Here is a 24,865-nt window from a genome sequence, read left to right as displayed (position 1 = left end):
ATTTTATTCTTTTTTAGGTTATATGGCTGTCCACTGATTTAGCTTGTTCTCCATGAAGTAAACATAGGCATGTTCGAGGTTCGGATCGATATGGTTTCCGTAATAGCCGTTAATCTCGTCGGCCACCACCTGGATTTCCCATCCCTCGCTGGTGGGCACGGTCGAAATCACCGGGTATTTCTCGTTGATCTCCATGTACTCCGACTCGGTTGCTTTGATCAGCCAGACCTTATCGCCGGCCTGCGCCACCAGGTCGTCGGGAGAACCGCTGTAAGCCAGTTCGCCCCGGTTCAGTAATGCCATGTTTTTGCAGGTACTCGAAATGTCGCCAACAATATGGGTCGACAAAATAATGACAACGTCCCTGGTTGAGATGGTTGACAACAGGTTGCGGAAGCGGATCCGCTCTTCCGGGTCGAGCCCCGTGGTTGGTTCGTCAACAATGATGATCCGCGGGTTATTGATCAAGGCCTGCGCGATACCGAGGCGGCGCTTCATCCCGCCCGACAACCGGTTGGCCTGGCGGTCGCGCGCTTCGAACAGCCCCACTTCCTCCAGCATCCGGTCAACAGCCCGCGAACGTTCTTTGCCGTCCTTCATTCCGGCGAGCCGGGCAGCGTAATCCAGAAATTCGTAGGTGGTCAGCTTGGAGAAAAAACGAAAATCCTGCGGAAGATAACCCAGCATCTTCCGGATTTGCTTCCTGTTTTTTACCAGGTCGTAACCGTCAACCGTCACTTTGCCGTGACTGGGTTTCATCAGGGTAACCAGAATGCGCATCAGCGTCGATTTCCCGGCGCCGTTCGGACCGAGTAAACCAAACATGCCATCGTTAATCTCCATGGAAATATCGTTGATTGCCCGGTTACCATTCGGGTAAATTTTGCTTAGACCTTCAATGGTGATTTTCACACGTTTTTTTTTAAAGTTATCGAATTCAGTTATCAGACTTTATTTTAGTGTAAACGTTTAATCCGTTGCCCGTGAATTTAAAAGAGAAAGCCGATAAATTGTATTTTTTCCGACTAACGTTCGGTTTTAAACGGTAAGCCGGTTTGTTTTTATCGAAAATCTTCAAACACAGATGGATTCTGAAACAAAACCGTCCGTGCGCTTTTCTTCGGTTTTTGATGGCGCCGGAACAGAAAAAAAGCCGGCAATAATGTCTGCCGGCTGTTCATTGTTTAATTATTCTATCAAAAGGGAAATAAAGAAAACGTCATCGGATCAATCCGGCACAGGCCTATTCAATCACGATCTTGTCTTTGGTATCGGCAGGTTTTTTCCTGATAATTTCAATTTTTTCACGGCCTCCGCTTAAGTCTTTTTTCCGGTACGAAATCATCCCGGGCTCGTCGAGGTCAATCACATTTCCTTTCGCCCTGAAGTGAACGACATGCGGCGGGGCCGGAGGCCTCGGACCTTCGCCGCGAAACTTCATCACATCCATCCCGTCAGGTCCGTCATGTCGCCGCATCCGGATAAGCTGACACAACGAATCCTTGTCGGAAACAGCAAACCCGCGCATCACAAATTCACGTTCATCCGGAGACATAAACAACATCTTCCGGTGTCTCCCCGGACCATCCATTTCGAATCGATGAAATCTCCCTTTCAGCGCCGAATCCGCTTCGAAAGGAAAATTGCCGTCAAAATCCCATTTAAAACCGGTGTTGCCGTAAATAAGCGTATCGAGTACCGTTTTTTCACCATCAACGATTTTCACCATTTTCAGGCGTTTTACTTTTTCGTCTTTTTTTGCCTCATCTGTCGATTGGCCCATTGATATACCGGAGATCAGCAACAGGCTTGAAACGACAAACAGGCTGATGTTAAATTGTGTTTTCATAATGCTTATTTTTGTTATACTTTTTCATACCGGACAAAGATAGATCCGGGCCCTGCCAAAAATGAGTTAATGCCCGGTTAAACTCTGTTAAGGAAAAGTTAAAAGCTAAACAACTGTTTTTGTAATAGTTATCTTTGATGCATGAACAAGCGAACCTTTACCCTGATCATGGGACTGATGGGACTATCCATTATCGGGATCATCGTCATTCAACTGGTGTGGATTAACAATGCCATCCGGGTAAAAAATGAATTATTCGACCGCAGCGTGAACGATGCGCTTGTTAATACTGCCCGGAGGCTTGAAAACAGGCAGGACATCCGGCACATCAGCCGCTTCGCGGTTCCCGACAGCCTGGTTTGGATCGGGCATGCCGGTCCGCCCCCGCCTCCGCCCAAATCGGTCAGAATTATCCGCGATACCGGGGCCCCGGGAAATACCCGCTTCGAAATAAAAACCGACAGCGACCAGCAGGTACAGGTGTTCACCTTCAACAGCGATAACGGAAAAGAAGGACACAGCGAGAGCTTTGTTTTTGCAGGCAAAGACACCATTTTTACGAACTCCCGGGCCATCTTCAAATTAAACCAGGCCCGTTTGGACTCGCTGCAAAAAGCCGCCGACAGCTTCGGGTTTCAATTCCCGGGTGCCAGGCAGCGTTTTGATCTGAAAACACAACGGCTACGCCAGTTCACCCGGCAGTTTGTTGCCGAAATCGCGGCCCTCGACGACCAGCCCGTACCCCTCGACGAGATCCGGGAAATGGTTGAGACAGAACTTACCGACAAAGGGATCCCGATTGAATTTGACCTGGCAATTACGGAAAACGACACCATCCGTAAGCTGACCGAACGGGCCGACAGCCTGGCCCTGGCGAACAGCAAATACAAAACCAGTTTATTCCCGCACGCGATTTTCGACCGGAACAGCAACCTGCTCATCCATTTTCCCGGACAGGACCGTTTTATCTACCGGTCGGTTTCCTGGCTGCTGGCTGCTTCGCTGCTGTTTTCGCTGATCATGCTGCTAACCTTCAGCCTGAGCATTCTGTTTATGCTGAAGCAAAAGAAAATATCGGAAATGAAATCGGACTTCATCAATAACATGACCCACGAGTTTAAAACCCCGCTGGCCACCATTTCAGTAGCTGCCGACTCCATCGTCAACGAAAAAGTGATCACGCAACCGGAGCGGATCAACTATTTTGTTGGCATGATCCGGAAAGAAAACATCCGCATGAACCGGCAAATTGAAGATATCCTGACCATTGCCCGCCTGGATAACAAGGATTTTGAGTTTAGCTGGGAACCCGTGAATGTACACCTGGTAATCGAAGATGTGGTGCACAGCATCCTGCTCCAGGTTGAAGCCCGCGGAGGCGAACTAAGCTCCAGACTGAATGCCGTCAACCCGACTGTTACCACCGACAAAAACCACTGCGCGAATATCATTTACAACCTGCTCGACAATGCCAATAAATATTCGCCCGACAAACCGCAAATTACCATCGAAACAAAAAATACCGGCCACGGCATCCTGATTTCGGTCCGTGACAAAGGCATCGGCATGACGAAAGCCGTGCAATCGAAAATCTTTGAACGCTTTTACCGGCAAGCCAGCGGCAATATCCATAACGTGAAAGGATTCGGGCTTGGCCTCAGTTATGTGAAAGCGGTTGTTGAGGCCAACCAGGGAACCATTGCCGTGCATAGCGAAGCCGGCAAAGGCAGCCGTTTTGATGTATTTTTACCATTTTTAAGGCACAGTTAATGACAACAACAAACCCACATATCTTTTTGGTAGAAGACGAGCCCAGCTTCGGGGCCGTACTCAGGTCGTACCTCGAATTGAACGACTTTAAAGTGAGCTGGGTCGACGACGGGAAATATGCGCTGGAACGGTTCAGGAACGGACAGTACGACATTTGCCTGCTGGATGTGATGCTCCCGAATGTCGACGGCTTTACCATTGGCAAAGAAATCCGCCGGATCGACCAAAATATCCCTTTCATTTTTTTAACGGCCAAAACCCTGAAAGAAGATGTCATCGAAGGCTTTCGCATCGGGGCCGACGATTATGTGACCAAGCCGTTCGACACCGAAGTGTTGATTTGTAAGATCAGGGCCATCCTCAACCGCGACCGCAGGCAAACCGGCCAGCCGGCCGACGAGTACCGGATCGGCAGTTACCTGTTTCACCTGAAGAAAAGGAGCATCACGCGCGAGGGGAACGAACAGCAACTTTCGCCGCGCGAAGCCGAATTGCTTCAATTGCTTTGCGAATACAAAAATGAATTGCTGCCCCGCGAAACCGCGCTCAAAAAAATATGGGGCGACGACGGCTACTTTACAGCCCGCAGCATGGATGTGTTTATCACCAGGCTGCGGAAATATCTGGCCGACGACCCTTCGGTCGGGATCAGGAACATCCACAGCAGCGGTTTTATCCTGAACGTACCCGAATAAAACGGCGCCTACCTTCCGGGCTGGTAGGCCGACTGGTTTAAAATACCCTGGTAGTTGGTGTCCGCCATCAGTTCGGGCAGGCTGACTTCCGGGTTTTTCTTCATATACGACCGCACAATCTGCCAGCCCAGCCAGGCGCCTGCCCGTCCGGGCGAATCGGTTGTAAAACCCGACGTGTAAGGCGCTTCATCCACATATCGTTTGATGTCCATCCGTTCGGTCGAAAACAGCAACTTGTGTTCGGCCAGGTAGGTCCACATCATTTCTTCACGCGCTTTGCAAAAGGCCAGTTGCTTTTTCGTGTAGCCAATCTTCAGGGTATCATGCACGTCAGGGAGCATGGCATCCAGAAAATAAAGAATCTTTCCTTCATAGATCATACGGTCGACCACGAAAGGGGCGCCACCCTCAAACGGGAACTCGGTCGATCCCCAGGCGTACATGACCTCAGGAACAATTTTTTGCGGGTGCATGTTCCGGCTTATATAAGCCGGGATCCCCAATCGCGGATAATAGCTAAACCCGGCGCCCAGGTACTTGTCGAGGCTAATCCCGATCAGGCTGTCAGTCATCACCACCGACTGGTTAAAACCACTGATACAGGTATAAATATCCGGGATCACTTTTTCGGGGAAATAATAGTGGTAATAGCGAAATGCTCTGGTCAATGCATCTTTGAGTTGGTCTTTACGGATAAGCTGGTCGGCTTTTTCTTTTAAACCAATAATCATGGTGTCGGTCAGGAAAAGCTGTAACTGGCTGTCATAATCCGGATCGTCCGGGCCCCCGATCCGGATCATCTCGTAGGTAAAGACCGGCATAAAATCCTTAAAATTCGTCTCAATTTCCCGAAGTTTTTTCTCCGGTTCTTCCGAGGCGGAAAACAGATCATCGTCCAGGCTGTAAAACCGGAGGTCGATTTGAACGCCCGACAGGTCGACTTTAAGCGGGTTCCGCTGGCAGGAAAACAACAACACAGCCATAAAAACGGTTACGAATACACGGTACATCGGTAGCTTTTTTAGGATACATGGTACATTTTTCATATAAACCCGGTTCGTTTGAATTTATTTCGACGAGTATAAAGAAAAAATGCCAATAAAGGGAAAAACGAATTAAACAGATTGATATTTTGAAATTAATATTCGAGATTTGTGAATGAAAACCCGTATTTTCAAGCGTTCAGTTACACAGAAACATTCAGAAACATGAAAAAAACAGCCACAATTCTCAGTCTTTTTCTAATCATGCTCAGCGCATCGGCCCAGGAGCGCTTTACCAAATCGTTTCGGCTTGGGTTTACAACCAGTCCGTCAGTAAACTGGATGAGCTCCGGGAAAAACGAGATTTCGCGGGGAAAAGCCATTGCCGGATTTGATTTTGGGCTGAATGCCGACTTCTTTTTTGACATGCAGGAAAGATACGCCTTCACCACCGGATTACTGGTGAGCAGTACCGGCGGCGAACTCGATTTCTACCTGCCCGATGACTTTATCTTTGCCGGCGAAGTCATCAAACCGGGAAGCAGCATCCGTTACCGGCTGCAATACCTGGAGGTACCCCTGGCCATTAAGTTAAAAACCAGCGATTTTCAGCGCTGGTCGTATTGGGGGCAATTTGGGCTTTCGGGGTTCATGAACATTGGCGCCAAAGGCACGACCAACGACGGGGTATTGGACAAAACCGATATCAACCGCGAAATCAAATTATTCAACCTGGCCATGAACCTGGGTATCGGCTCCGAGTATGATCTTGGTCGGGGTAATTCGTTACAGATCGGACTGGTCTTCAAAAACGGTTTCGTGGATGTTACAAAAGATAAAAGCATCCACGATAAAACCATCCTGAATTCACTTCAGCTTAAGCTTGGATTGGTTTTCTGAGAATAATGCCTGTTTTTCTGCGATTTCGATTATTTTTGCCCGCGTTAAACCACCTATTGTATGAAGATTGCACTGGCCCAGTTAAATTATCACATTGCCAATTTTGAAGAGAATTCAGAAAAAATCATTTCAGCCATTCAAAAAGCAAAAGAGCAGGGAGCCGATTTGGTTGTTTTCTCAGAATTATCGGTAACCGGTTACTACCCGCACGATCTGCTGGAACGAAAAGAATTCATCGAACAAGCGGAAACCGCCGTCAGACATATTGCCGGCTTCTGCACCGGCATTGCCGCCCTGGTTGGCGCCCCGAGCATCAACACCGGCAGCCGGGGTAAAAAGTTGTACAACTCGGCCTGGTTCCTGAACAACGGACAAGTCGAAACCATTCGGCACAAATCCCTGTTGCCGACCTATGATATCTTCGACGAGTACCGTCATTTTGAGCCCAACCAGGATTTTAACATCATTGCCTACAAAGGGAAAAAACTGGCCGTAACCATTTGCGAAGACTTGTGGGACGAGCAGCCTACCCAAAACGAATTTGGCCGGGATAAGCTGTACCAAACCTCGCCGATGGCAGAACTTAGCAAGCTGAACCCCGATCTGGTGATCAACCTGTCGGCCTCGCCTTTCTCGTACAACCAGGAAAACTGGCGTAAAAATATCCTGGTGAAAAATGCCATCCAATACGGTCTGCCAATCGTTTACGTGAACCAAACCGGGGCCCAGACCGAGCTCATCTTCGACGGCGGTTCGTGTGTTGTAAAAGCCGACGGGACCATTCCTGTTGAACTGGCCTATTTCAAGGAAGATTTTGCCCTGGTCGATACCGAAAACCTGCAGCCGGTCGGGCAGGAAAAAACCGATTATATTGTTAAAATTTACCAGGCGCTGGTGTTGGGTATCCGGGATTATTTCCGGAAAATGAATTTCACCGATGTGGTGCTGGGCCTATCCGGGGGGATTGACTCGGCAGTGGTTTGCGCGCTTGCCGTGGAAGCCCTCGGCCATCAGCATGTCCGTGGCATCCTGATGCCCTCGCGCTATTCGTCCGATCACAGCGTGGCCGACGCCATTCAACTGGCCGATAAGCTGAAAGTCCGCTACGACATCATTGGTATCCAAAAAATGGTGAATGAGTTTGAAAATGAGCTCAGCCCGATCTTTGAAAACCTGCCGCCCGGGGTAGCCGAAGAAAATATCCAGGCCCGGAGCCGGGGAATCGTGGTCATGGCCGTTTCCAACAAGTTCGGCAGCATCCTGCTGAATACCACCAATAAAAGCGAATGTGCCGTGGGCTACGGAACCTTATACGGCGACATGAACGGCGGACTCTCCGTTTTGGGCGATGTGTACAAAACCGATGTGTACAAACTGGCCAGGTACATCAACCGCAACGAGGAAATCATTCCTGAAAACAGCATCCTGAAACCGCCTTCGGCCGAACTTCGCCCCGACCAGAAAGACAGCGATTCGCTTCCCGACTATGACCTGCTGGATGCCATCCTGTTCAATTACATCGAACTGAACCAATCGCCCGAGGAAATTATAAAAAAAGGATTTGACCGGGATACGGTATTAAAAACAATACGCCTGGTAAATCAAAATGAATATAAACGGTTTCAGGCCCCTCCCATTTTGAGGGTCAGTTCAAAAGCGTTTGGTTTTGGCCGGAAAATGCCCCTTGTTGCCAAATATACATAAGTAAAACGCACTTTTGATGAAGTCGTAAAATACGGTTCAAATTTCAACAGATCAAACGGATCACGGGCCGAAAATAACTTGTGAAAACTTTCATGTTTCACAAATTTGACTAACTTTGATGCTGTAAAACATGTAAATCAGAACCTATGCTGAGTCAAGAACTGGGGATTAAAGAAATTTTCGAAAACCCAAAGTCGGTTTTTAGCCTGCTGAGTCCCGAAGAAAAAGAAGATCTGCTTACTCATATTACCATCACCCTGTTCAGGAAGAACGAATTTATTTATAAAGAAGGCGATACGCCTGCCGCTTTTATTTTTCTGATCGAAGGGAAAGTGAAAATTTTTAAGGAAGGAGTCGGCGGCCGCGAACAGATTATCCGAATGACCAAGCCGATGGGTTATGTTGGTTACCGGGCCCTGCTGGCCGAAGAAATTCACATCGCCTCGGCTGTTACCCTCGAAGATTCGCTGGTTTGCTCGGTAAATGCCGATCACTTTTTTGGCAAACTCCTGCGCAATGCCGATTTTTCGGGACGTATCCTCCGGAAACTGGCCCGCGAACTGGGCTTCTCCAATTCGCGAACCGTTACCCTGACGCAAAAACACATCCGGGGCCGCCTGGCCGAGTCGCTGCTGCTTTTAAAGGAAAAATACGGTTTCGAAAACGACGGCGTCTCCCTGAAAGCATATATGTCGCGCGAAGACATCGCCAACCTGTCGAACATGACCACTTCGAACGCCATTCGTACCCTGTCGACTTTCGCGGGCGAGAAAGTCATTGCCATTGACGGACGAAAGATCAAAATCCTCGACCTGCACAAACTCGAACGGATCAGTAAATTAGGCTAAGAAAAAGCTGACACACACATCTCATTCCTGAATATACACCCGGCGTACACGTTGCGAAATTCCGGTGAGCGCTTCATAAGGGATGGTGCCCATCCAGCGCGCCAGTTCTTCCAGCCTGATGTGCTCGCCCATCAATTCGACCTGGTCGCCGGCCTTAACATCAAGCCCGGTGATATCGATCATGGTCATATCCATACAGATATTCCCGATAACCGGACAAGCACGGCCGTTTATCCAGACCCATCCTGCCCCATTGCTTAAACGCCGATCGTAGCCATCGGCATAGCCAACCGGGATAATGGCGATGGACGAGGTCCGGTCGACCTGGCCTTTCCGGCTGTAACCAACCGTTTCGCCCGGTTCAACCTGTTTCACCTGCGACACAATGGTGGTCCAGCGGGCAACAGTTTCGGCTTGCACCGCCCCCGACTGCGCAACACCGTATAAGCCGATCCCCAAACGGACCATGTCGAGCTGAAGATCGGGAAAACGTTCAATTCCGGCAGAATTCAGCAGGTGACGGATCACCTGATTCGGCTGTGACCGGACGACCAGCTCGCTTAAATCCATATAGTGGCGGTACTGCCCGCGTGTAAATTCGTCTTGTTCCGGATCGTCGCTGGCGGCCAGGTGCGAAAAGACCGACTGAATCCGTAAACGCCCTTCTGACGGGACACGGGCGGCGATTTCCCTCAGCTCCTCTTCCGACGAGAAACCCAGGCGGTGCATGCCCGTTTCTATTTTCAGATGAACCGGATAATCCTGTACCGCCATCCGCCGGGCTGCCTGGTCAAACAACAGAAAAACCTCTTTCGAATAAATATTGGGTTCCAAACGGTACTCCAGCATCATTTCAAAGCTGTGTTCCTCCGGGTTCATCACGATCACGGGTGTTTCAATCCCGGCTTGCCGCAACTCCAGTCCTTCATCGGCGACAGCCACCGCCAGGTAATCCACCTGCTGAAATTCCAGGGTCCGGGCAATCTCGATGGTGCCGCTCCCGTACGAAAACGCCTTGACCATCACCATCACTTTTGTTTTCGGCTTCAGCAGCGCCTTATAGCGGTTCAGGTTCTCGGTGAGGGCATTCAGGTTAATTTCCAGTTGAGTTTCGTGAAATTTCTTTTGCAATACGGCTGCGATCCGCTCGAAACGAAACTCGCGGGCCCCTTTCAGCAAAATACACTCATCGCTGAAAGACGAGGGGCGGTAGTGGGCCATAAATTCATCGGTACTCCGGTAAAACATGGCCTGATCCGAAAACAAAGCCTGGTGTTTCCAAAGCTCTTCGCCAATCCCGATCAAACGGTCGATCCGGTATAGCAATACCAGGCGGGCCACTACCCGGGCCAATTCCCCGGAGCTAAAGCCGGATTGCCTGATATCGGAAAGAATCAAGGTTTGCACCCGCTTGCCGGGCGCCGCCTGACGGTTAAGAAACTGCAGGGCAATTTCCAGCGAGTTGATGTCGGAGTTATAATAATCGTTCACCAACAGGCAATTGTTGATGCCTTGTTTCAGTTCGAGGCGCATGGCGATGGCATGCAGGGATGAAAACCCTGATAAAACCCGTTCGTTCAGCAGGTTTTCAGCCACCATAAACGCCAGGGCATGGCAGGCATTTTCCACCGATGCGTCGTCGTCAAAGGGGATCTCAACATCTTTGTGTTCCTGCTTAAACTGAAATGACAGTCGTGTCGCTTTTCCCGTCCGTTCAGGCTGAATAAACAGATCGGCGCCCGGGTCGGTAAGCGACCAGCAGAACAAACGGGTGGATGTGCCAAAGTTCTTCAACTGGATCCGCTGATGCACCAACTCCTGGTCTTTCCGGCAAATTACCAGCCGACAGGATTCAAACAAGCGGAGTTTTTCATCGATCTTTTCCGCTTCATTTAAAAAATTCTCCTGGTGTGCATCCCCAATGTTGGTAAACAGCCCGACCGTCGGCGCAATAAGGCGGGCCAGTCGTTCCATTTCGCCTGGCTGAGAAATTCCGGCCTCAAAAACAGCCAGGTCAAACTGATCGGTCATGTTCCAGACCGAAAGCGGGACCCCCACCTGCGAGTTAAAGCTTTTGGGACTACGAATAATTTTATGGTCCTGCTGAAGCAAATCAAACAACCATTCTTTCACGATGGTCTTCCCGTTGCTGCCGGTTATGGCCAAAACCGGGTAACTGAACTGCCGGCGTACCGCGGCTGCCAGCTTTTGCAACGCCAGCAGCGAATCGTCAACCACGATAAACCCGGCTTCCGGGTAGTTCGAAAAGCTGATCGAACGATCTGAAACAACAAAATTACGGACACCTTTTGCATACAATTCGGCCAGGTGTTGATGCCCGTCGTGCCTGGCGCCTTTAATCGCGAAGAACAGGCAGGACGAACCGTCGGCCAGGGTGCGGCTGTCGATGGAAATGGTATGGATTTTATTCCCGGCCGGTTTATTTTCAGCCGGAAAAAACCGGCCGTCAACCAAGCTGGCAATTTCTTCAGTCTGGTAGTTTGTCATCAGGATTGTGATTTATGGTAACAAATCCGGCATAAGGGCTCATATTCGTTACGTTCGCCCAAGAGGACCTGCTTGTCGCCGGTAACCAGGCGATGCGAAAACTGGGCCACATTGCCGCAACGCACGCAAATGGCATGTACTTTCGATACGTAATCGGCAACCGCCATCAAGTCGGGCATCGGACCAAAAGGTTTTCCTTTAAAATCCATGTCGAGGCCGGCAACAATCACGCGAATTCCCTGATCGGCCAGTTTCGTGCAAACCTCAGTCAACCCTTTGTCAAAAAACTGGGCTTCGTCAATGCCCACCACTTCAACCCCCCCCGACAGTAACAGGATGGCCGATGAATGTTCAACAGGCGTACTTGGAATGGAATTTTCGTCATGCGAAACAACCGCTTCATGCGAATAACGCGTATCCGTAAGCGGTTTAAAGATTTCGACCTTTTGCCGGGCAAAGCGCGCCCGCCTTAAACGACGGATTAATTCTTCCGTTTTACCCGAGAACATCGAACCTGATATCACTTCAATACTGCCTCCCGGTTTCCGGTGACTGACATCTCTTTCAAGAAACATTTAACACGATTCAATTAAGATTTTAGTACTTTTACAAAAGTAACGATTTTGTCGGTTTAAATTGTTTATCAGAAAATATGGACAGAAACAAGTTAATACGGATCATTCAAAAAGATCTGGAAGAATTAAACGAAATAACACAGGGACTGGGTGATAAGACCCGGCTTACCAACTACGAGATTGAGTTTGCCCTGAGCAAATCGCGTATTTTGTTGCAGGAATTTGAATTTTTGAAAGAAATCAACAGCGCGGAAACGGAAACAAGCCCGCCGAAAAGCGATACGAGCCTGGTTGAGCGGGTAAAACAGGAAATAAGCCAAGCAGAGGAGCTTGTCATAAGCCTGCCGGAACAAGCAGAAATACATCTGCCGGAAAAACAGCCCGAAGCCGTTGTGAGCGAAAAAGCAGAAACGCCGGCACCTGCGCCTGAAGCAAAAGTGGCCGAACCAACCAACGGTTTTTCGACCGAAGCCCTGCCGGAGGCTGAAAAAAGTACAGTCGGCGCCAATCCGAAACATCCGGAAGCCGAATCCGACGAAGCTGAACCGGGCAAAAAGATTGTTGCCGACACCTTATCGCAGGGAAAATCGCTGAACGAACTATTGGCCGGCGTGGGCAAACTCGACCAGCAACTGGCCAGTTCGCCCATTAGCAAGCTGGAGTCGGCCATTGGCCTGAACGACCGTTTTCAGTACATTCGCGAGCTGTTTAACCACGATGCCGGTTTGTATCAGACAACCATCAGGCAACTGGACCAAATGCAAAACCTGGACGAGGCCGTTGGTTACCTGAGCAACAATTTTAAATGGCGGAAAAACGATACCAGCATCAAATTTGCACAACTGGTTAAACGAAGATTTTCAAACTGAAATGGCAAAATTATATTTGGTCCCCACCCCGATCGGGAACCTGGACGATATGACCTTCCGGGCCGTTAACATCCTGAAGTCGGTTGACCTGATTTTGGCTGAAGACACGCGTACCTCATCCAAACTGCTCCATCATTTCGGCATACAAAATAAACTAAGCTCGCACCATAAGTTCAATGAGCACCAAACGGCCGGAAACATTGCCCGGCGCATTGAAGCCGGCGAAAACATCGCCCTGATCTCAGATGCCGGCACCCCGGGAATCAGCGATCCCGGTTATTTGCTGGTGAAAAACTGCCTCGAAAACGGGATTGATGTCGAATGTCTTCCCGGCGCAACAGCCCTGATCCCTGCCCTGGTTAACTCGGGCCTGCCGTCAGACCGCTTTTGTTTCGAAGGTTTTCTGCCGGTGAAAAAGGGCCGCCAAAAGAAACTGCAATCACTGCAGGAAGAGGAAAGGACCATGATTTTCTACGAATCGCCTTACCGGCTGATCAAAACGCTGGAACAATTCTGCCAATTTTTTGGCGACGACAGGCAGGTTTCTGTGTCACGCGAGTTATCTAAATTGTACGAAGAAAACTACCGGGGAAAACTTTCGGATGTGCTGGAGCATTTTAAGGCGAAAACCATCAAAGGCGAAATTGTCATCGTTTTGGAAGGAAAACCCCTTCAAAAAGAGCTGGCCACGATGTCTTAAGTTTATTTTTGGGGTTAAATGCAATGGCGCAATAAACCCGGAATATGTTGCAGCCTGAGACTGGTTGCAGGTTCCGGCCAGGCTGCGAGACCGTCTCACATTAGGGAGTGAACCGTTCTTCATCCTGGTCCTGATTGATCACGACAAACTACGGCCGAATGAACCCGCCACAGCTTGTTCCTGTACAGATCTTTACCCCTCGCCCAGGTCAGGTTACGTTAAATAACAAGCAAACCAACCGGGTGGCGTGGTTTTTAACCGCGCATTCCGTCATCGCCGGTTAAAACCGGCACACCCGGGGCGCATCGGGGAAGCAGCACGCATTTAAGATAAGGCCTAATTGGGTTTTGTTAAATATCGTTGTTAAAACCAGGTAAGTTTTAAGTTTATTACTTGAGTCCACTCCGAAAAGTCTGAGTTCATTGATTTTGCATAAATAATTATCATCATAATCAGGATTTTACTATTTTCGTTATTCCTTTCTGTCAAATAAAAAAATGGAAACACAATCTTTACGAGCGTATGCTTGAGATGGAAAAAGAAAAGAATGCGCTACCGGAAAAGCTGCTGAAAGAGAGAAAATAATAGTGGATTAATAATAGAATAATATCATAAACCTTAAGGAATAATTTAAACAGGGTAGTCAGGTTTATGCAATGCCCCTTCTTGTTATGTCCGACAGATTCCAAAATAAATACCGCATCCCAACAGGAGCTTAAAGAGCTTTTTACCGCGCCAACACTTTTGAAACAACGGGTGGTACTCACGCTGATCTATTCGCCATAATCACTAAATCACGTTACGCTCCCGGCGTATCCGGGAGAGGTATGCCCCCATACCGGCAAAAACGCAAAAAAAGCAGGGCTTAAACATCAAGTCGCTGATGCAAACTGAACTGAAAAGCACAAAAACCTGCAACATGTCAATGAACGGCGGGCTCTTTCCTGCCCATTCTATCTGTGAAATCCAATAAAAACCTTCAATAAGTGCATAGCCCTGACCGGCGGGTGTCGTTCAACCGGGAACAATCGCTGGGCGTTGCACGCCGCTCATGTTCCTATTTATTATGGGCAGTTTTTCTTGTCGTCACTTCGTTTTGTTCTTGCTGCATTTAATTAAGTAAAAAGGATAATTCTCGATTACTTCTGTTACTTCAAAAAGTCCTACAATCCCAAATTCTTCCTCTATAGTTTCTCTGTCGTAAAAGAATATTTTAACTCCTCCAAACATCTCAAATTGGTCTTTGCTTATTTGAGTTCCTTTTCCATATGTTTGGGCATCTTTTGTTACAGCAGTAAAAATCATAAAACCGTTTTCTGTCAATTGGTTAAAACAGTCTTGGATTAATTTTTTCCGCTCATTGTTATCCAACAAGTATATTAATCCGTAACAAAATACTCCGTCATATAATTTGTCATCAAAAGGCATATCAGTTACTGACCCATGATAAATTGTCAAGTCATTTCCAAAATTCTTTTTTGCTAATTCAATGGCAGTTTGAGAAATTTCAATTCCGGTAACTGTCATTCCATTGTCCTTGAATATTTTCGCATTACGTCCATAGCCAATTCCTGGAATGAGTACAGTTTTTATTTTATGCTCAACAAAAAAGTCCTTTGCTAAAACGGTTGATTTTGAAGGCTCTAAACCCCACATTTCTTGCTTGTCCTTAAATGCCTCTTCCCAAAATTCTGTCATTGTCTATAAGCTATTTTTGTTATTGAGTGTTGTCTTTTTAAATTGCCCATAACGGATTGCAATATGGCCAGTGGCGGTTTGCGGGCTTCGTCATTGTCCACCGTTACAAGCCTTGATGCGGGGCAGAAAGCTTCAAACTCCCACAACCCCCGCCATTGGCTATATTGCCTGTTGAACTAAACCCGCCTACGCGGGTAGTGTTTTAAAAGTACCCGATTCTTCCTATACTCCGGAATTATTCACCATTAAAATTTCTGAATATGAGAAAGAAATCGGGTTTAACTATTGTTGAGCAGGCTGTTGTGCTTGTTCCTGAGTTTGAAAAAGTTGCCGGGAAGCTGGAGCAACAGGTTACTTTACGCGGACAAAGCAAAAGTACATTAAATAATTACATCCGCCGCATCGCCCTGTTTGTAGTCCATTTCGGAAAACTGCCCGAACAGATCGATCCCGAAGAGATCAACGAGTACCTGGCAGCTTTGGCCCGCGATCCCCGCTCGCCTTCGCGCAGCAGTTTTAAACACATGGTGTATGGGCTGCGTTACTATTACCGCTTGCCGGGGATGAACAAAAATGCCATTGCCCTGCCTTCGCTGAAAGGAAATACCAAACTGCCGGTCATCCTGAACCAACAGGAGCTTAAAGAGCTTTTTACCGCGCCAACGCTTTTGAAACAACGGGTGGTGCTCACGCTGATCTATTCGTCATAATCACTAAATCACTTTACGCTCCCGGCGTATCCGGGAGAGGTATGCCCCCATACCGGCAAAAACGCAAAAAAAGCAGGGCTTAAACATCAAGTCGCTGATGCAAACTGAACTGAAAAGCACAAAAACCTGCAACATGTCAATGAACGGCGGGCTGTTTCCTGCCCATTCTATCTGTGAAATCCAATAAAAACCTTCAATAAGTGCATAGCCCTGAACCCGGCGGGTGTAGTTCAACCGGGAACAATCGCTGGGCGCTGCACGCCGCTCATGTTCCTATTTATTAGCATTACCAACTGGCCTTTTTCATTCTGTCAACCAGTTTAATGCTTCATTTGTAATTTTCTCATACCAAACTTTCTCGTTATCACATTCATTCGCTATCTCATTTGAACGGTCAAAAAATCGTTTTACATGTCTTGGTTCAGGGATATATGATGCTTTATAAGAATCATCCACCATTTTTTGGAAAATATTCAATGGTAATGGAACAATTGTAGATGTACCGCCATAATAGCTGATATTCATCTTATGCAAAGCATAGAAATGAGCAATACAAGCATCATTAATGTTTGGTGCAATAAAAAGACAATAAGCAGGCTTGTTAGTTTCCTTTTTTAGTTTTGCAAGGTGTCGTGTTACTGGCTCTCCTTCCGTTTCGTATTGTCTTTGACCGCTTTGCATAGTTACTTCAACTGTCAGTCCAAAATCGCCATAATCACAAATAATGTCTGCCATGTTTCCTTGTGCGGTTGACATTGGATTTCCGAAGTCATCAAATTTTAAATTTGCTTTTATGTTTCCGCCATCTAGCATTGTCATTGCTCGCCAAGTATTCCATTCTAACATTAGCGGAGCATCATATAGCGAATTGTCCAGTATTTGAGTAAAAGTAGTATTTATGTCTTCGAATGAACGATAGTCCTTAATTGCACCAATTTGCTCAGTTATAATCGTTTCTTTTCTGCTCTCCAATTCGTCTGCAAAAATGTTTTTAATTTCTTGCAATGATAGTGCTTCAGATATTTGTAAATGAGGAAATTCAGTCCGTATCTTTTGTTCAAGCAATTCTCTATTGTCGGTTAAAAGTGCAGGAATTAAAGGATTACCCAAATATGCAACATATTGACTTTCATTATTTACAAAACAAGGCTCTCTGTCGGCGTGACTTAAAAAATAATCAACCTCCTGAATTTTTTCAGGAACAATCGAAATTGATTTGCCTAAATGTGAAATATTTACCAAACCTGTTGCCCTTAAATAACGAAAACATGCATCAGCATAATCTCGCATATTACTTGCTTTGGTTTTCAAGAATTTTGCAGTCGAAGCGTCATTGGTTTCTCTTGTTTTTGTATTTCCCGAACTTATATCATTGCTGTAAATGTCTCTAAGTTCCTGTTCCAAATATCTTGCACGGAACTTCTTGTAATTCCCTTCATTTTGAGCTTTTTCAATTCTGAATTGGTCAATTTTAGCAACAATGGTATCGAATTGCCTGTAATCAACTAATTGCAATCCGAATAACATTAATTCGTCAAATTTCAGAGAACCAAAGTGCCGAACCAATCGGAATAGTTCTAAGTATGGCTTAACCCAAAAATCTGCTGAATTTTCTGTTGGCTTATGATATGGCGATGGTATTTGAAATTTGAGTAATTGCCTTAAAAAGATTTCCTCTTTACGTTTTGCTTCAACTAATTCGGCACCCGCAGGAGTTAATCTAATCGTGGGAGATAAAACAACAAAACCAAGCGATTTCGGGGCTCGGTTTATTCTGTCTCTTGCACTAAAGGCTGGGTCATTTGCACCTTCACCATTGAAAAAGTTTTCTTCTTTCAACAGTTCCATAAATGCTCTTTGGGTGTCTGTGTTCCATCTTTGACCTGAAAAATGAGTACTCAACAACTCAATTTCAGGAATCATTTTAGCTGGAGTTCTCGGTGATGTTGTAACGAATATTACTTTGCTGTCAATCCTTGCCATAATCTATTTAAAATGCTAATTCCGTTTGAAGTTCCAACTTTGGATATTTTTTGATTGCCTCGTTTCCATAATTTGATATTAAAATGTGACTCGCGGTAGATTTGAACCGATTCCTAATATTTACAGCATAGGATTTACCATATTCATCAACAATTAAATGATTATACAGTTTCTCTGTTAATGGAGTCCTGCCAATTACCATTAATGCTTTACATTTAAGGTTCAAAAAACTATTAGCTAATTCAGTATGGTTTTTTTCATTAAAACCATCTTTATACTCAGCATTTCCATAATCAGAGAAAACGCAATCGTAAGGAGGGTCTAAAAACATAAAATCATCTTCGTTAGCCATATCAAAAATGTTCTTATAATCCAAATTGTATATTTCTGTATTGGAAAGTAACTTGCTGTGTGCTTTGGTTACTAGGGAAGTATTGAGGTTAGCATATCTGCCATAAGGAACATTAAATTCACCTTTTGCATTATACCTAATCATGCCCGAATAAGCGGTTTTATTGATAAAAAAGTACAAAAGAGCATCGGAATATTTCTTTTCTATCAAATCGTTGAACATATCTCTGATTTGGTAATACAAAGCCTCATTTTCGTCATCAACTCTTAAATCAGGTGTTTTCGCTTTTAACTCTTCAAACTTTCTTCGATTGATTAAGTATTTTTTTTCTATTTCCTGAAGCTCTTTACTAAGTAACTCAAAATCTGATTTAACTCCTTTGTAAAAAGCCATCAATTTCGAGTTAATGTCGTTTATTATAGCTTTTTTAGGTTCAAGATGAAAGAACAATGCTCCACCTCCAAAAAAGGGTTCAATATACCTTCCTGTGAAATTGGGTATGTGTTTTATTAAATGAGGTATTTCTTTCGATTTACCGCCCCTATATTTTACAAGTGGTTTCATATATTTTACTTTTTAAATCCAGATTTATACTCTATTACGCTTTCATGTACAATATCAAGTACTTTCTCTGCATTTTCCTCATCTTTAACAACTGAATAAATCTGTTCAGCGAGCCAAAGGTTTAACAACTGGTCTTTGTCTGTTTCTAATAAATCGGCAAGGATATAAACTTGTTCTCTTTTTGAACGTCTTTCTCCACGCTCAATCTTACAATATGTAGCTGTGTCAATTTCCAAAGCAGCAGCCAATTGTCTTTGAGGCATTTGTTTTAGTTCCCTTAACTGTTTAATCCTATCAGCAAACAACATATTGCGAAATTTTGTCTTGACATTATTTGGCAAATATAAATCTTTAAATTGTAAAAGTCAATTTTTCTTTCTGCAAACTTCTTAATCATTGGTAGGCTGTCTTTTCTTCGGCTTGTTGGTAACGTGCCGAGTATAAAAGCTGGCGGGGAATGAACGGCAAACACGTTCCCGATAGCTCAGGACTAACTTAAACAGCCGAAGCGGTTAAAAAGACACTGCAACCCCGCTTGATTTTATACTGTATTGAACTAAATCCGCCTGCGCGGATAGTGTTTTAAAAGTACCCGATTCTTTCAGAACTTCGAGATTTTTAACCATTAAAATTTCTGAATATGAGAAAGAAATCGGGTTTAACTATTGTTGAGCAGGCCATTGTGCTTGTTCCTGAGTTTGAAAAAGTTGCCGGGAAGCTGGAGCAACAGGTTACTTTACGCGGACAAAGCAAAAGTACGTTAAATAATTACATCCGCCGCATCGCCCTGTTTGTGGTCCATTTCGGGAAGCTTCCCGAGCAGATCGATCCCGAAGAGATCAACGAGTACCTGCAGCTTTGGCCCGCGATCCCCGCTCGCCTTCGCGCAGCAGCTTTAAACACATGGTGTACGGGCTGCGTTACTATTACCGCTTGCCGGGGATGAACAAAAATGCCATTGCCCTGCCTTCGCTGAAAGGAAATACCAAACTGCCGGTCATCCTGAACCAACAGGAGCTTAAAGAGCTTTTTACCCCACCAACGCTTTTGAAACAACGGGTGGTGCTCACGCTGATCTATTCGTCATAATCAATAAATCACTTTACGCTCCCGGCGTATCCGGGAGAGGTATGCCCCCATACCGGCAAAAACACAAAAAAAGCAGGGCTTAAACATCACCTCGCTGATGCAAACTGAACTGAAAAGCACAAAAACCTGCAACATGTCAATGAACGTCGGGCTCTTTCCTGCCCATTCTATCTGTGAAATCCAATAAAAACCTTCAATAAGTGCATAGCCCTCAGCCCGGCGGGTGTAGTTCAACCGGGAACAATCGCTGGGCGCTGCACGCCGCTCATGTTCCTATTTATTGGCATTAGTTGTTCTTTTTTTGTCCTTTAATCATAAGACCATAAAATATTAATCCACTACCAATGACCCCTAATGAACTCCATGCTGTCTCTGAATTAGGGTTAAAAACTTTAGTCAGGACTATAACTAAAAATCCAGCCGACATGAAATAGAAAACCCATTTAAAGGATTTGCTTGCATAAATGCTCTCCCCTTGTTTAATCGTTTTTGTTTGATTATCAGAGTTCAATTCGTTTATATATTCATTCGACAATTTTGGAAAATCTATCACTAATTTTTTAAAGTCATCTTTTACTGGTAAAACATTCAGTCTGTTTATTTTATACCTTGTATTGTTTGTTAGGTTGATAATAAAACTATCAAACGTTCTGTCTTCCTGAAAAACGTAATTATCAACTAAGTCCCAAGAAATCTTAATATTTCTTTCCCAACTAAAGAAAAATCTGCGAATCCAAACGTGAATAAAACCTTCATTAGTGAAAATCACTTTTACTTTCGCCATACCAATTTGATTGGCAATATAAAATGAAATCAGGAGTATTGCTATAAACTGCAATATTGAAATAATCTTATATTGGGTTCTTGGTAAATATTCAACAATTAATACAGATAATGAGCATAATACCACAATCATTGCGATTATAAATCTACTTCTCGAATGTATTTTAATATGATATTCTCTTTCTTTCATTTCTGTCTAATCTTATTGCGTGCTGACTTTTACAATTAATGCCAACGGATACATGTATAAAACGTTGGGGATTGCGGGCTTCGTCCCTGTCTGCCGTTGCAAAAGCCGATGCGGGGCAGAAAACATCAAATAACCACTTAAACCCCAATGTTTTATACATGATGTTGAACTAAATCCGCCTACGCGGATAGCTGTTTTAAAAGTACCCGATTCTTTCAGAACTTCGAGATTTTTAACCATTAAAATTTCTGAATATGAGAAAGAAATCGGGTTTAACTATTGTTGAGCAGGCCATTGTGCTTGTTCCTGAGTTTGAAAAGGTTGCCGGGAAGCTGGAGCAACAGGTTACCTTGCGCGGACAAAGCAAAAGTACGTTAAATAATTACATCCGCCGCATCGCCCTGTTTGTGGTCCGTTTCGGGAAGCTTCCCGAGCAGATCGATCCCGAAGAGATCAACGAGTACCTGGCAGCTTTGGCCCGCGATCCCCGCTCGCCTTCGCGCAGCAGTTTCAAGCACATGGTGTACGGGCTGCGCTACTATTACCGCTTGCCGGGGATGAACAAAAATGCCATTGCCCTGCCTTCGCTGAAAGGAAATACCAAACTGCCGGTCATCCTGAACCAACAGGAGCTTAAAGAGCTTTTTACCGCGCCAACGCTTTTGAAACAACGGGTGGTGCTCACGCTGATCTATTCGTCATAATCACTAAATCACGTTACGCTCCCGGCGTATCCGGGAGAGGTATGCCCCCATACCGGCAAAAACGCAAAAAAAGCAGGGCTTAAACATCACCTCGCTGATGCAAACTGAACTGAAAAGCACAAAAACCTGCAACATGTCAATGAACGGCGGGCTGTTTCCTGCCCATTCTATCTGTGAAATCCAATAAAAACCTTCAATAAGTGCATAGACCTCAGCCCGGCGGGTGTAGTTCAACCGGGAACAATCGCTGGGCGCTGCACGCCGCTCATGTTCCTATTTATTAGCACACGTAGTTTTTATTTCATTATTTCATTTCAAATTTGCTAGATAAATGAATTCTTGAATCACAGTCCTAAGGTCTGTTTTTATGTTATCAATATCTTGTCTAATTGCATTAAAACGCCTGCTGTGAGCAGATTTATCACCAATATCTTTTAAGCTTGGTAAAGCTCTTTTTGTATTGCGCGACAGATTAAGGGAAGTTTCATTGAGTGTGACAGAAATCATATCTCTTAAGAACATAAAATCGCCATCTTTTTTTATTTTAGAATCAATGCCTTTTGCTTCAAAGACTTCAATTATCAGTGTTTCAAGTAATCTTCTAATCATAACCGCACATGCGTCATACCAACCTTTCTCGTAGCAACCGTTTATTTGATTTGAAATTTTTTCAATATATCCACGAGTGTTTTTTACCAATGGTTTATAAACAATCATTTCACTCCCAGCGATGGTTCCTTCCGCTGGTGGCAACCATACTTTAGGGGTAATTTTATTTATTTCACCTGAAAGCTCAATTACCTTATTGAGAAATTCTTTGTCCATTTATTTACCGGTTATATAAATGTTTTCCCATTGCTTCAAATATTTTTTCTATTTGGTCTGGTGTTGCATCAGAAGATATATGAACTTGAATATTAATATTTAGCCCGGGAAGATTGGGATTGGGATTGGGATTAGGATTAGTATTTGGTTTTTGAATATTTTCAATAGGTTTCTCAATTTTTGGTTTTGATTCAACTTGAGGTGACGGTTTTTGAGCTTTGGGCTCAGTTTTTACTTTTTTTACAGTCTTTTTTGTTGATTCTGTAGTGTTTGAAGTGTCTGCCTCCAGCAATGTCAAATAAAATGCAATTATCCTATCTGCACCATTACTCCCAACACCTGTATGATTCATGAACCAAGATTTTATTTTTAATCTATCAGGATTAGGTTCTGGAAATGCATCAAGTAATTCTTTGGGATAAATCTTATTAATTAAGTCTTTGCATAAATCTGGATATTGGATATCATCTCTATACTTTCTTGCCATATCTTGGTCAACATTGCCATTATCGTCAATAAGACCAATCATTTTTAATGGCGTCATGATATTTGTTTTTGCAGATACTTCTGTCATACCAAGAATAGATGCTAGATAATTCGTTGATATTGTGCCTGGAATACTTTTTTTAAATTGAGTTCTCAGACTTTTCCAGTGACTGACTGGAATGTTCGGAAATGTTTTATTCTCTTTTGCCATAATTTATAGGTTTGAAGTTATTTTACTATGTGTGCTAACGGACGGAACTATATGCAGTTGCCGACTGCGGGTTGCTTTCCTGTCGAACCCCACAGCCGTTGTTGCGGGCTACTTGGCTTGTTGCCAGCACGGAAACGGCAATTGACATATAGTTTTTGTTATGGGTTCGTTTTTTAATAATTTCTGTGTCTAATTAATTCTTTGAATGCGTCAATTAAATTGTCGTAATGCATAATTCTTATATTATTTCTTTTCTGAAATTTTCGACCAATTTCATAAGTCTTTTCTGAAAAATCATTTCTCCGACCTGCAACAACAACATAATTTAGTCTCGATTTGTCTAGCTTATGAAATTCTTTTGGTAGGTCGATTCTTGGATTCTTGTATTTCTCAAATATCAAACTTAAACTTGAAAAATTTGATTCTAGCCAAGAATCCCAATCCTCAGCCTGCTTTATGCCTTTTCTGAAAGTGTCTCCAAACTCACCGTTTTTTTGAGTTATCTGTCCATATGGATTTTCCAATTCGATAAAAACAAAACTATATCCTCCGGAACTTCTCCCAATTAATAAATAGTCAGCTTTATACGTTGACGGAAATTCAAATTCTTTAAATAAATATGCGACATGATGTCCAAATGTGTACCATTGAAAGATTGAGCCAATTAAATTGTAGTATTTATTCTCATTTATAAAATTGAGAATATCTCGCTCTGTAATATCTGAATTTAATAACACTTGAAATTCAGTCTCAATCTTTTTGTTGATTGTGGTCTCTTTCAATGTGTCTGGATTGAGTAGATTGTTGGGGAAGAGGGAATTATAATATCTTGCAGCTTCAGGTAGAATTTCGTGGTATTTAAATAGTTCCTCTGTTGTCCATCCGTCGGACAACAAATACGATTTTTCTTTAAACGATTCCGCTTGCTCAAGTCGAATCCGTTCTTCATCAGTCAAAATATGATAATCTCTATCGTAAAGCATTTTTCGATTCATTTACTATTTAGTTTCCAAGCTGCGACTCAAAATGACCCATAACGGACGGAACTATATACAGTTGGGGATTGCGGGTTGCGTTCCTGTCGAGCTACACCGCCGCTGTTGCGGGCTGTGCGGTTGTTTGTCCGCACCGAAACCCCAATTGATATATAGTTTTTGTTATAGGGCGTTTTCATTTGTCTCATTTATAGTTGAATTGAATCTGTAAATATCAACATCTGTCGTTGTCCCTGTCCTGTATAGAAATTCTATTGTTTTTAAGTCGTGTCCTAATGCTGGTGTCGAACTATCTTCGTTTGTGTCAATGTACATGATAATTTCTAATACCGAGTTCAATTGAAATTGCGTTTTTAAATCATTGATAATCTCGATTTTGTCGAACAGCTTAAAGATAATCTCATCAACCAATTTGTCAATTTGTAAGTATTCGTGTCCTTTGTCAGTGGATAATCTCCAACTAGCAAATTCCAAAATTGGTTTAAACTGTCCTTTATCTCCTTTTCTCCAAGAGTCTGTCGGTTTAATACCAAGCCGATTTGTCACCTCGTCTGTGTCAAAGTTGTCTCCTGTAAGAGCAAAATAAACATATGAATTACCTGTCTCCATTAGCGTTTCTTAAATGCCCTATAACGTCTGTGTAAATTTATATGAAATATATTTCCGTTTTGTCGGATGGAAAGTGAAATATATTCATCCAAATCCGGGAAATATCGTTATACGTCGGGCTATTATTCGGGTAAGGTTACGGAAGTAGTCAGGCTGTATCATTTGTTTAGTTTTTTACGGTTTACAATTTACAATAATTTGTCACTAGTGTCCAAAAGATTTTTTTAGAAACCTTTGTAAGTTATTATAATATAGTCAATTAAAA

Annotated in this window: 25 protein-coding genes; 11 read left to right on the top strand and 14 right to left on the bottom strand. The window is 44.3% G+C overall.

Translation table 11 applies throughout. The annotated features are described in order from the left end of the window. Positions 1 to 18 precede the first annotated feature (18 nt). Positions 19 to 912 carry an ABC transporter ATP-binding protein gene (locus ACOIT5_RS08625; RefSeq protein ID WP_423130070.1) on the bottom strand — a complete coding sequence of 298 codons (894 nt, stop codon included), beginning with the start codon at positions 910 to 912 and terminating at the stop codon, positions 19 to 21. Positions 913 to 1,243: 331 nt separating this feature from the next. After that, positions 1,244 to 1,849, bottom strand: coding sequence for a hypothetical protein (locus ACOIT5_RS08620; RefSeq protein ID WP_423130069.1), 606 nt, complete (start codon positions 1,847 to 1,849; stop codon positions 1,244 to 1,246). Positions 1,850 to 1,990: 141 nt separating this feature from the next. Here ACOIT5_RS08620 and ACOIT5_RS08615 point away from each other — a divergent pair, with 141 nt between their 5' ends. Together ACOIT5_RS08615 and ACOIT5_RS08610 are read left to right on the top strand one after the other, a co-directional pair. Beyond that, a complete protein-coding gene (locus tag ACOIT5_RS08615) occupies positions 1,991 to 3,619 on the top strand; it encodes a sensor histidine kinase (RefSeq protein WP_423130068.1) in 1,629 nt (542 codons plus the stop codon). After that, positions 3,619 to 4,314, top strand: coding sequence for a response regulator transcription factor (locus ACOIT5_RS08610; RefSeq protein WP_423130067.1), 696 nt, complete (start codon positions 3,619 to 3,621; stop codon positions 4,312 to 4,314). The genes ACOIT5_RS08615 and ACOIT5_RS08610 overlap by 1 nt, the downstream gene beginning before the upstream one ends. 8 nt (positions 4,315 to 4,322) lie before the next feature. On the opposite strand, the gene ACOIT5_RS08605 is transcribed toward ACOIT5_RS08610, so the two are convergent. After that, positions 4,323 to 5,324 carry a hypothetical protein gene (locus tag ACOIT5_RS08605; RefSeq protein ID WP_423130066.1) on the bottom strand — a complete coding sequence of 334 codons (1,002 nt, stop codon included), beginning with the start codon at positions 5,322 to 5,324 and terminating at the stop codon, positions 4,323 to 4,325. 198 nt (positions 5,325 to 5,522) lie between these two features. Here ACOIT5_RS08605 and ACOIT5_RS08600 point away from each other — a divergent pair, with 198 nt between their 5' ends. The 3 genes from ACOIT5_RS08600 to ACOIT5_RS08590 all read left to right on the top strand — a co-directional run bounded on the left by ACOIT5_RS08600 (position 5,523) and on the right by ACOIT5_RS08590 (position 8,749). Beyond that, complete coding sequence (locus tag ACOIT5_RS08600) at positions 5,523 to 6,197, top strand: porin family protein (RefSeq protein WP_423130065.1); 675 nt, start codon at positions 5,523 to 5,525, stop codon at positions 6,195 to 6,197. Positions 6,198 to 6,257: 60 nt separating this feature from the next. After that, positions 6,258 to 7,901, top strand: a complete 1,644-nt coding sequence (locus ACOIT5_RS08595) for an NAD+ synthase (protein ID WP_423130064.1) — start codon at positions 6,258 to 6,260, stop codon at positions 7,899 to 7,901. A 146-nt stretch (positions 7,902 to 8,047) separates the two neighbouring features. Continuing rightward, complete coding sequence (locus tag ACOIT5_RS08590) at positions 8,048 to 8,749, top strand: Crp/Fnr family transcriptional regulator (protein WP_423130063.1); 702 nt, start codon at positions 8,048 to 8,050, stop codon at positions 8,747 to 8,749. A 21-nt stretch (positions 8,750 to 8,770) separates the two neighbouring features. On the opposite strand, the gene ACOIT5_RS08585 is transcribed toward ACOIT5_RS08590, so the two are convergent. Next, positions 8,771 to 11,257, bottom strand: coding sequence for a bifunctional UDP-N-acetylmuramoyl-tripeptide:D-alanyl-D-alanine ligase/alanine racemase (locus ACOIT5_RS08585; RefSeq protein ID WP_423130062.1), 2,487 nt, complete (start codon positions 11,255 to 11,257; stop codon positions 8,771 to 8,773). Further along, entirely contained in the window at positions 11,257 to 11,832 is a 576-nt protein-coding gene (locus ACOIT5_RS08580; RefSeq protein WP_423130061.1) for a thymidine kinase, read from the bottom strand. Before ACOIT5_RS08580 ends, ACOIT5_RS08585 begins: the two co-directional genes overlap by 1 nt. 77 nt (positions 11,833 to 11,909) lie before the next feature. Here ACOIT5_RS08580 and ACOIT5_RS08575 point away from each other — a divergent pair, with 77 nt between their 5' ends. Further along, positions 11,910 to 12,701 carry a hypothetical protein gene (locus ACOIT5_RS08575; protein ID WP_423130060.1) on the top strand — a complete coding sequence of 264 codons (792 nt, stop codon included), beginning with the start codon at positions 11,910 to 11,912 and terminating at the stop codon, positions 12,699 to 12,701. Between the two features lies 1 nt (position 12,702). Next, positions 12,703 to 13,401, top strand: a complete 699-nt coding sequence (gene rsmI / locus ACOIT5_RS08570; protein ID WP_423130059.1) for a 16S rRNA (cytidine(1402)-2'-O)-methyltransferase — start codon at positions 12,703 to 12,705, stop codon at positions 13,399 to 13,401. Positions 13,402 to 14,487: 1,086 nt separating this feature from the next. Here the strand turns inward: rsmI and ACOIT5_RS08565 are convergent. Then, a complete protein-coding gene (locus ACOIT5_RS08565; RefSeq protein ID WP_423130058.1) occupies positions 14,488 to 15,099 on the bottom strand; it encodes a class I SAM-dependent methyltransferase in 612 nt (203 codons plus the stop codon). Between the two features lie 260 nt (positions 15,100 to 15,359). Here ACOIT5_RS08565 and ACOIT5_RS08560 point away from each other — a divergent pair, with 260 nt between their 5' ends. Continuing rightward, positions 15,360 to 15,809 carry a phage integrase N-terminal SAM-like domain-containing protein gene (locus ACOIT5_RS08560; protein WP_423130057.1) on the top strand — a complete coding sequence of 150 codons (450 nt, stop codon included), beginning with the start codon at positions 15,360 to 15,362 and terminating at the stop codon, positions 15,807 to 15,809. A gap of 303 nt (positions 15,810 to 16,112) precedes the next feature. Here ACOIT5_RS08560 and ACOIT5_RS08555 read toward each other — a convergent pair whose 3' ends face one another. The 3 genes from ACOIT5_RS08555 to ACOIT5_RS08545 are packed head-to-tail and all read right to left on the bottom strand — an operon-like array spanning position 16,113 to position 19,016. Further along, entirely contained in the window at positions 16,113 to 17,792 is a 1,680-nt protein-coding gene (locus ACOIT5_RS08555) for an AlwI family type II restriction endonuclease (protein ID WP_423130056.1), read from the bottom strand. A 7-nt stretch (positions 17,793 to 17,799) separates the two neighbouring features. Then, positions 17,800 to 18,708, bottom strand: coding sequence for a DNA adenine methylase (locus ACOIT5_RS08550; RefSeq protein WP_423130055.1), 909 nt, complete (start codon positions 18,706 to 18,708; stop codon positions 17,800 to 17,802). A 5-nt stretch (positions 18,709 to 18,713) separates the two neighbouring features. Then, the gene (locus ACOIT5_RS08545; protein ID WP_423130054.1) at positions 18,714 to 19,016 is read right to left on the bottom strand and encodes a helix-turn-helix domain-containing protein; all 303 of its coding nucleotides are present in this window, start codon (positions 19,014 to 19,016) and stop codon (positions 18,714 to 18,716) included. 332 nt (positions 19,017 to 19,348) lie between these two features. On the opposite strand from ACOIT5_RS08545, the gene ACOIT5_RS08540 reads away from it, so the two are divergent. After that, entirely contained in the window at positions 19,349 to 19,654 is a 306-nt protein-coding gene (locus ACOIT5_RS08540; RefSeq protein WP_423130053.1) for a phage integrase N-terminal SAM-like domain-containing protein, read from the top strand. Further along, the gene (locus tag ACOIT5_RS08535; protein WP_423130052.1) at positions 19,651 to 19,797 is read left to right on the top strand and encodes a hypothetical protein; all 147 of its coding nucleotides are present in this window, start codon (positions 19,651 to 19,653) and stop codon (positions 19,795 to 19,797) included. The genes ACOIT5_RS08540 and ACOIT5_RS08535 overlap by 4 nt, the downstream gene beginning before the upstream one ends. A 286-nt stretch (positions 19,798 to 20,083) precedes the next feature. Here the strand turns inward: ACOIT5_RS08535 and ACOIT5_RS08530 are convergent, their stop codons facing one another. Then, a complete protein-coding gene (locus ACOIT5_RS08530) occupies positions 20,084 to 20,770 on the bottom strand; it encodes a hypothetical protein (protein WP_423130051.1) in 687 nt (228 codons plus the stop codon). 254 nt (positions 20,771 to 21,024) lie between these two features. Between ACOIT5_RS08530 and ACOIT5_RS08525 the strand changes: the two genes are divergently transcribed. Then, the gene (locus ACOIT5_RS08525; protein ID WP_423130050.1) at positions 21,025 to 21,474 is read left to right on the top strand and encodes a phage integrase N-terminal SAM-like domain-containing protein; all 450 of its coding nucleotides are present in this window, start codon (positions 21,025 to 21,027) and stop codon (positions 21,472 to 21,474) included. 309 nt (positions 21,475 to 21,783) lie between these two features. Here the strand turns inward: ACOIT5_RS08525 and ACOIT5_RS08520 are convergent, their stop codons facing one another. The 4 genes from ACOIT5_RS08520 to ACOIT5_RS08505 all read right to left on the bottom strand — a co-directional run bounded on the left by ACOIT5_RS08520 (position 21,784) and on the right by ACOIT5_RS08505 (position 24,600). Beyond that, the gene (locus tag ACOIT5_RS08520) at positions 21,784 to 22,299 is read right to left on the bottom strand and encodes a hypothetical protein (protein ID WP_423130049.1); all 516 of its coding nucleotides are present in this window, start codon (positions 22,297 to 22,299) and stop codon (positions 21,784 to 21,786) included. Positions 22,300 to 22,303: 4 nt separating this feature from the next. Beyond that, entirely contained in the window at positions 22,304 to 22,996 is a 693-nt protein-coding gene (locus tag ACOIT5_RS08515) for a DUF5343 domain-containing protein (RefSeq protein WP_423130048.1), read from the bottom strand. Positions 22,997 to 23,169: 173 nt separating this feature from the next. Then, a complete protein-coding gene (locus ACOIT5_RS08510) occupies positions 23,170 to 23,991 on the bottom strand; it encodes a Shedu anti-phage system protein SduA domain-containing protein (protein WP_423130046.1) in 822 nt (273 codons plus the stop codon). Positions 23,992 to 24,153: 162 nt separating this feature from the next. Next, entirely contained in the window at positions 24,154 to 24,600 is a 447-nt protein-coding gene (locus tag ACOIT5_RS08505) for a DUF4279 domain-containing protein (protein ID WP_423130045.1), read from the bottom strand. Positions 24,601 to 24,865 lie beyond the last annotated feature (265 nt).

The sequence above is a fragment of the Gaoshiqia hydrogeniformans genome, from assembly GCF_049347105.1.
GTDB lineage: Bacteria > Bacteroidota > Bacteroidia > Bacteroidales > Prolixibacteraceae > Gaoshiqia > Gaoshiqia hydrogeniformans.
Note: the sequence above shows the minus strand (reverse complement) of the source record. Positions and strands in the feature narration are given on the sequence as shown.

Bases quoted from the DNA above. Each gene is read 5' to 3' on its own strand.
- ACOIT5_RS08620 (WP_423130069.1), bottom strand. From the start codon at position 1,849: ATGAAAACACAATTTAACATCAGCCTGTTTGTCGTTTCAAGCCTGTTG.
- ACOIT5_RS08615 (WP_423130068.1), top strand. From the start codon at position 1,991: ATGAACAAGCGAACCTTTACCCTGATCATGGGACTGATGGGACTATCC.
- ACOIT5_RS08610 (WP_423130067.1), top strand. From the start codon at position 3,619: ATGACAACAACAAACCCACATATCTTTTTGGTAGAAGACGAGCCCAGC.
- ACOIT5_RS08605 (WP_423130066.1), bottom strand. From the start codon at position 5,324: ATGTACCGTGTATTCGTAACCGTTTTTATGGCTGTGTTGTTGTTTTCC.
- ACOIT5_RS08600 (WP_423130065.1), top strand. From the start codon at position 5,523: ATGAAAAAAACAGCCACAATTCTCAGTCTTTTTCTAATCATGCTCAGC.
- ACOIT5_RS08595 (WP_423130064.1), top strand. From the start codon at position 6,258: ATGAAGATTGCACTGGCCCAGTTAAATTATCACATTGCCAATTTTGAA.
- ACOIT5_RS08590 (WP_423130063.1), top strand. From the start codon at position 8,048: ATGCTGAGTCAAGAACTGGGGATTAAAGAAATTTTCGAAAACCCAAAG.
- ACOIT5_RS08585 (WP_423130062.1), bottom strand. From the start codon at position 11,257: ATGACAAACTACCAGACTGAAGAAATTGCCAGCTTGGTTGACGGCCGG.
- ACOIT5_RS08580 (WP_423130061.1), bottom strand. From the start codon at position 11,832: ATGTTTCTTGAAAGAGATGTCAGTCACCGGAAACCGGGAGGCAGTATT.
- ACOIT5_RS08575 (WP_423130060.1), top strand. From the start codon at position 11,910: ATGGACAGAAACAAGTTAATACGGATCATTCAAAAAGATCTGGAAGAA.
- rsmI (WP_423130059.1), top strand. From the start codon at position 12,703: ATGGCAAAATTATATTTGGTCCCCACCCCGATCGGGAACCTGGACGAT.
- ACOIT5_RS08565 (WP_423130058.1), bottom strand. From the start codon at position 15,099: ATGACAGAATTTTGGGAAGAGGCATTTAAGGACAAGCAAGAAATGTGG.
- ACOIT5_RS08560 (WP_423130057.1), top strand. From the start codon at position 15,360: ATGAGAAAGAAATCGGGTTTAACTATTGTTGAGCAGGCTGTTGTGCTT.
- ACOIT5_RS08555 (WP_423130056.1), bottom strand. From the start codon at position 17,792: ATGGCAAGGATTGACAGCAAAGTAATATTCGTTACAACATCACCGAGA.
- ACOIT5_RS08550 (WP_423130055.1), bottom strand. From the start codon at position 18,708: ATGAAACCACTTGTAAAATATAGGGGCGGTAAATCGAAAGAAATACCT.
- ACOIT5_RS08545 (WP_423130054.1), bottom strand. From the start codon at position 19,016: ATGTTGTTTGCTGATAGGATTAAACAGTTAAGGGAACTAAAACAAATG.
- ACOIT5_RS08540 (WP_423130053.1), top strand. From the start codon at position 19,349: ATGAGAAAGAAATCGGGTTTAACTATTGTTGAGCAGGCCATTGTGCTT.
- ACOIT5_RS08535 (WP_423130052.1), top strand. From the start codon at position 19,651: ATGAACAAAAATGCCATTGCCCTGCCTTCGCTGAAAGGAAATACCAAA.
- ACOIT5_RS08530 (WP_423130051.1), bottom strand. From the start codon at position 20,770: ATGAAAGAAAGAGAATATCATATTAAAATACATTCGAGAAGTAGATTT.
- ACOIT5_RS08525 (WP_423130050.1), top strand. From the start codon at position 21,025: ATGAGAAAGAAATCGGGTTTAACTATTGTTGAGCAGGCCATTGTGCTT.
- ACOIT5_RS08520 (WP_423130049.1), bottom strand. From the start codon at position 22,299: ATGGACAAAGAATTTCTCAATAAGGTAATTGAGCTTTCAGGTGAAATA.
- ACOIT5_RS08515 (WP_423130048.1), bottom strand. From the start codon at position 22,996: ATGGCAAAAGAGAATAAAACATTTCCGAACATTCCAGTCAGTCACTGG.
- ACOIT5_RS08510 (WP_423130046.1), bottom strand. From the start codon at position 23,991: ATGAATCGAAAAATGCTTTACGATAGAGATTATCATATTTTGACTGAT.
- ACOIT5_RS08505 (WP_423130045.1), bottom strand. From the start codon at position 24,600: ATGGAGACAGGTAATTCATATGTTTATTTTGCTCTTACAGGAGACAAC.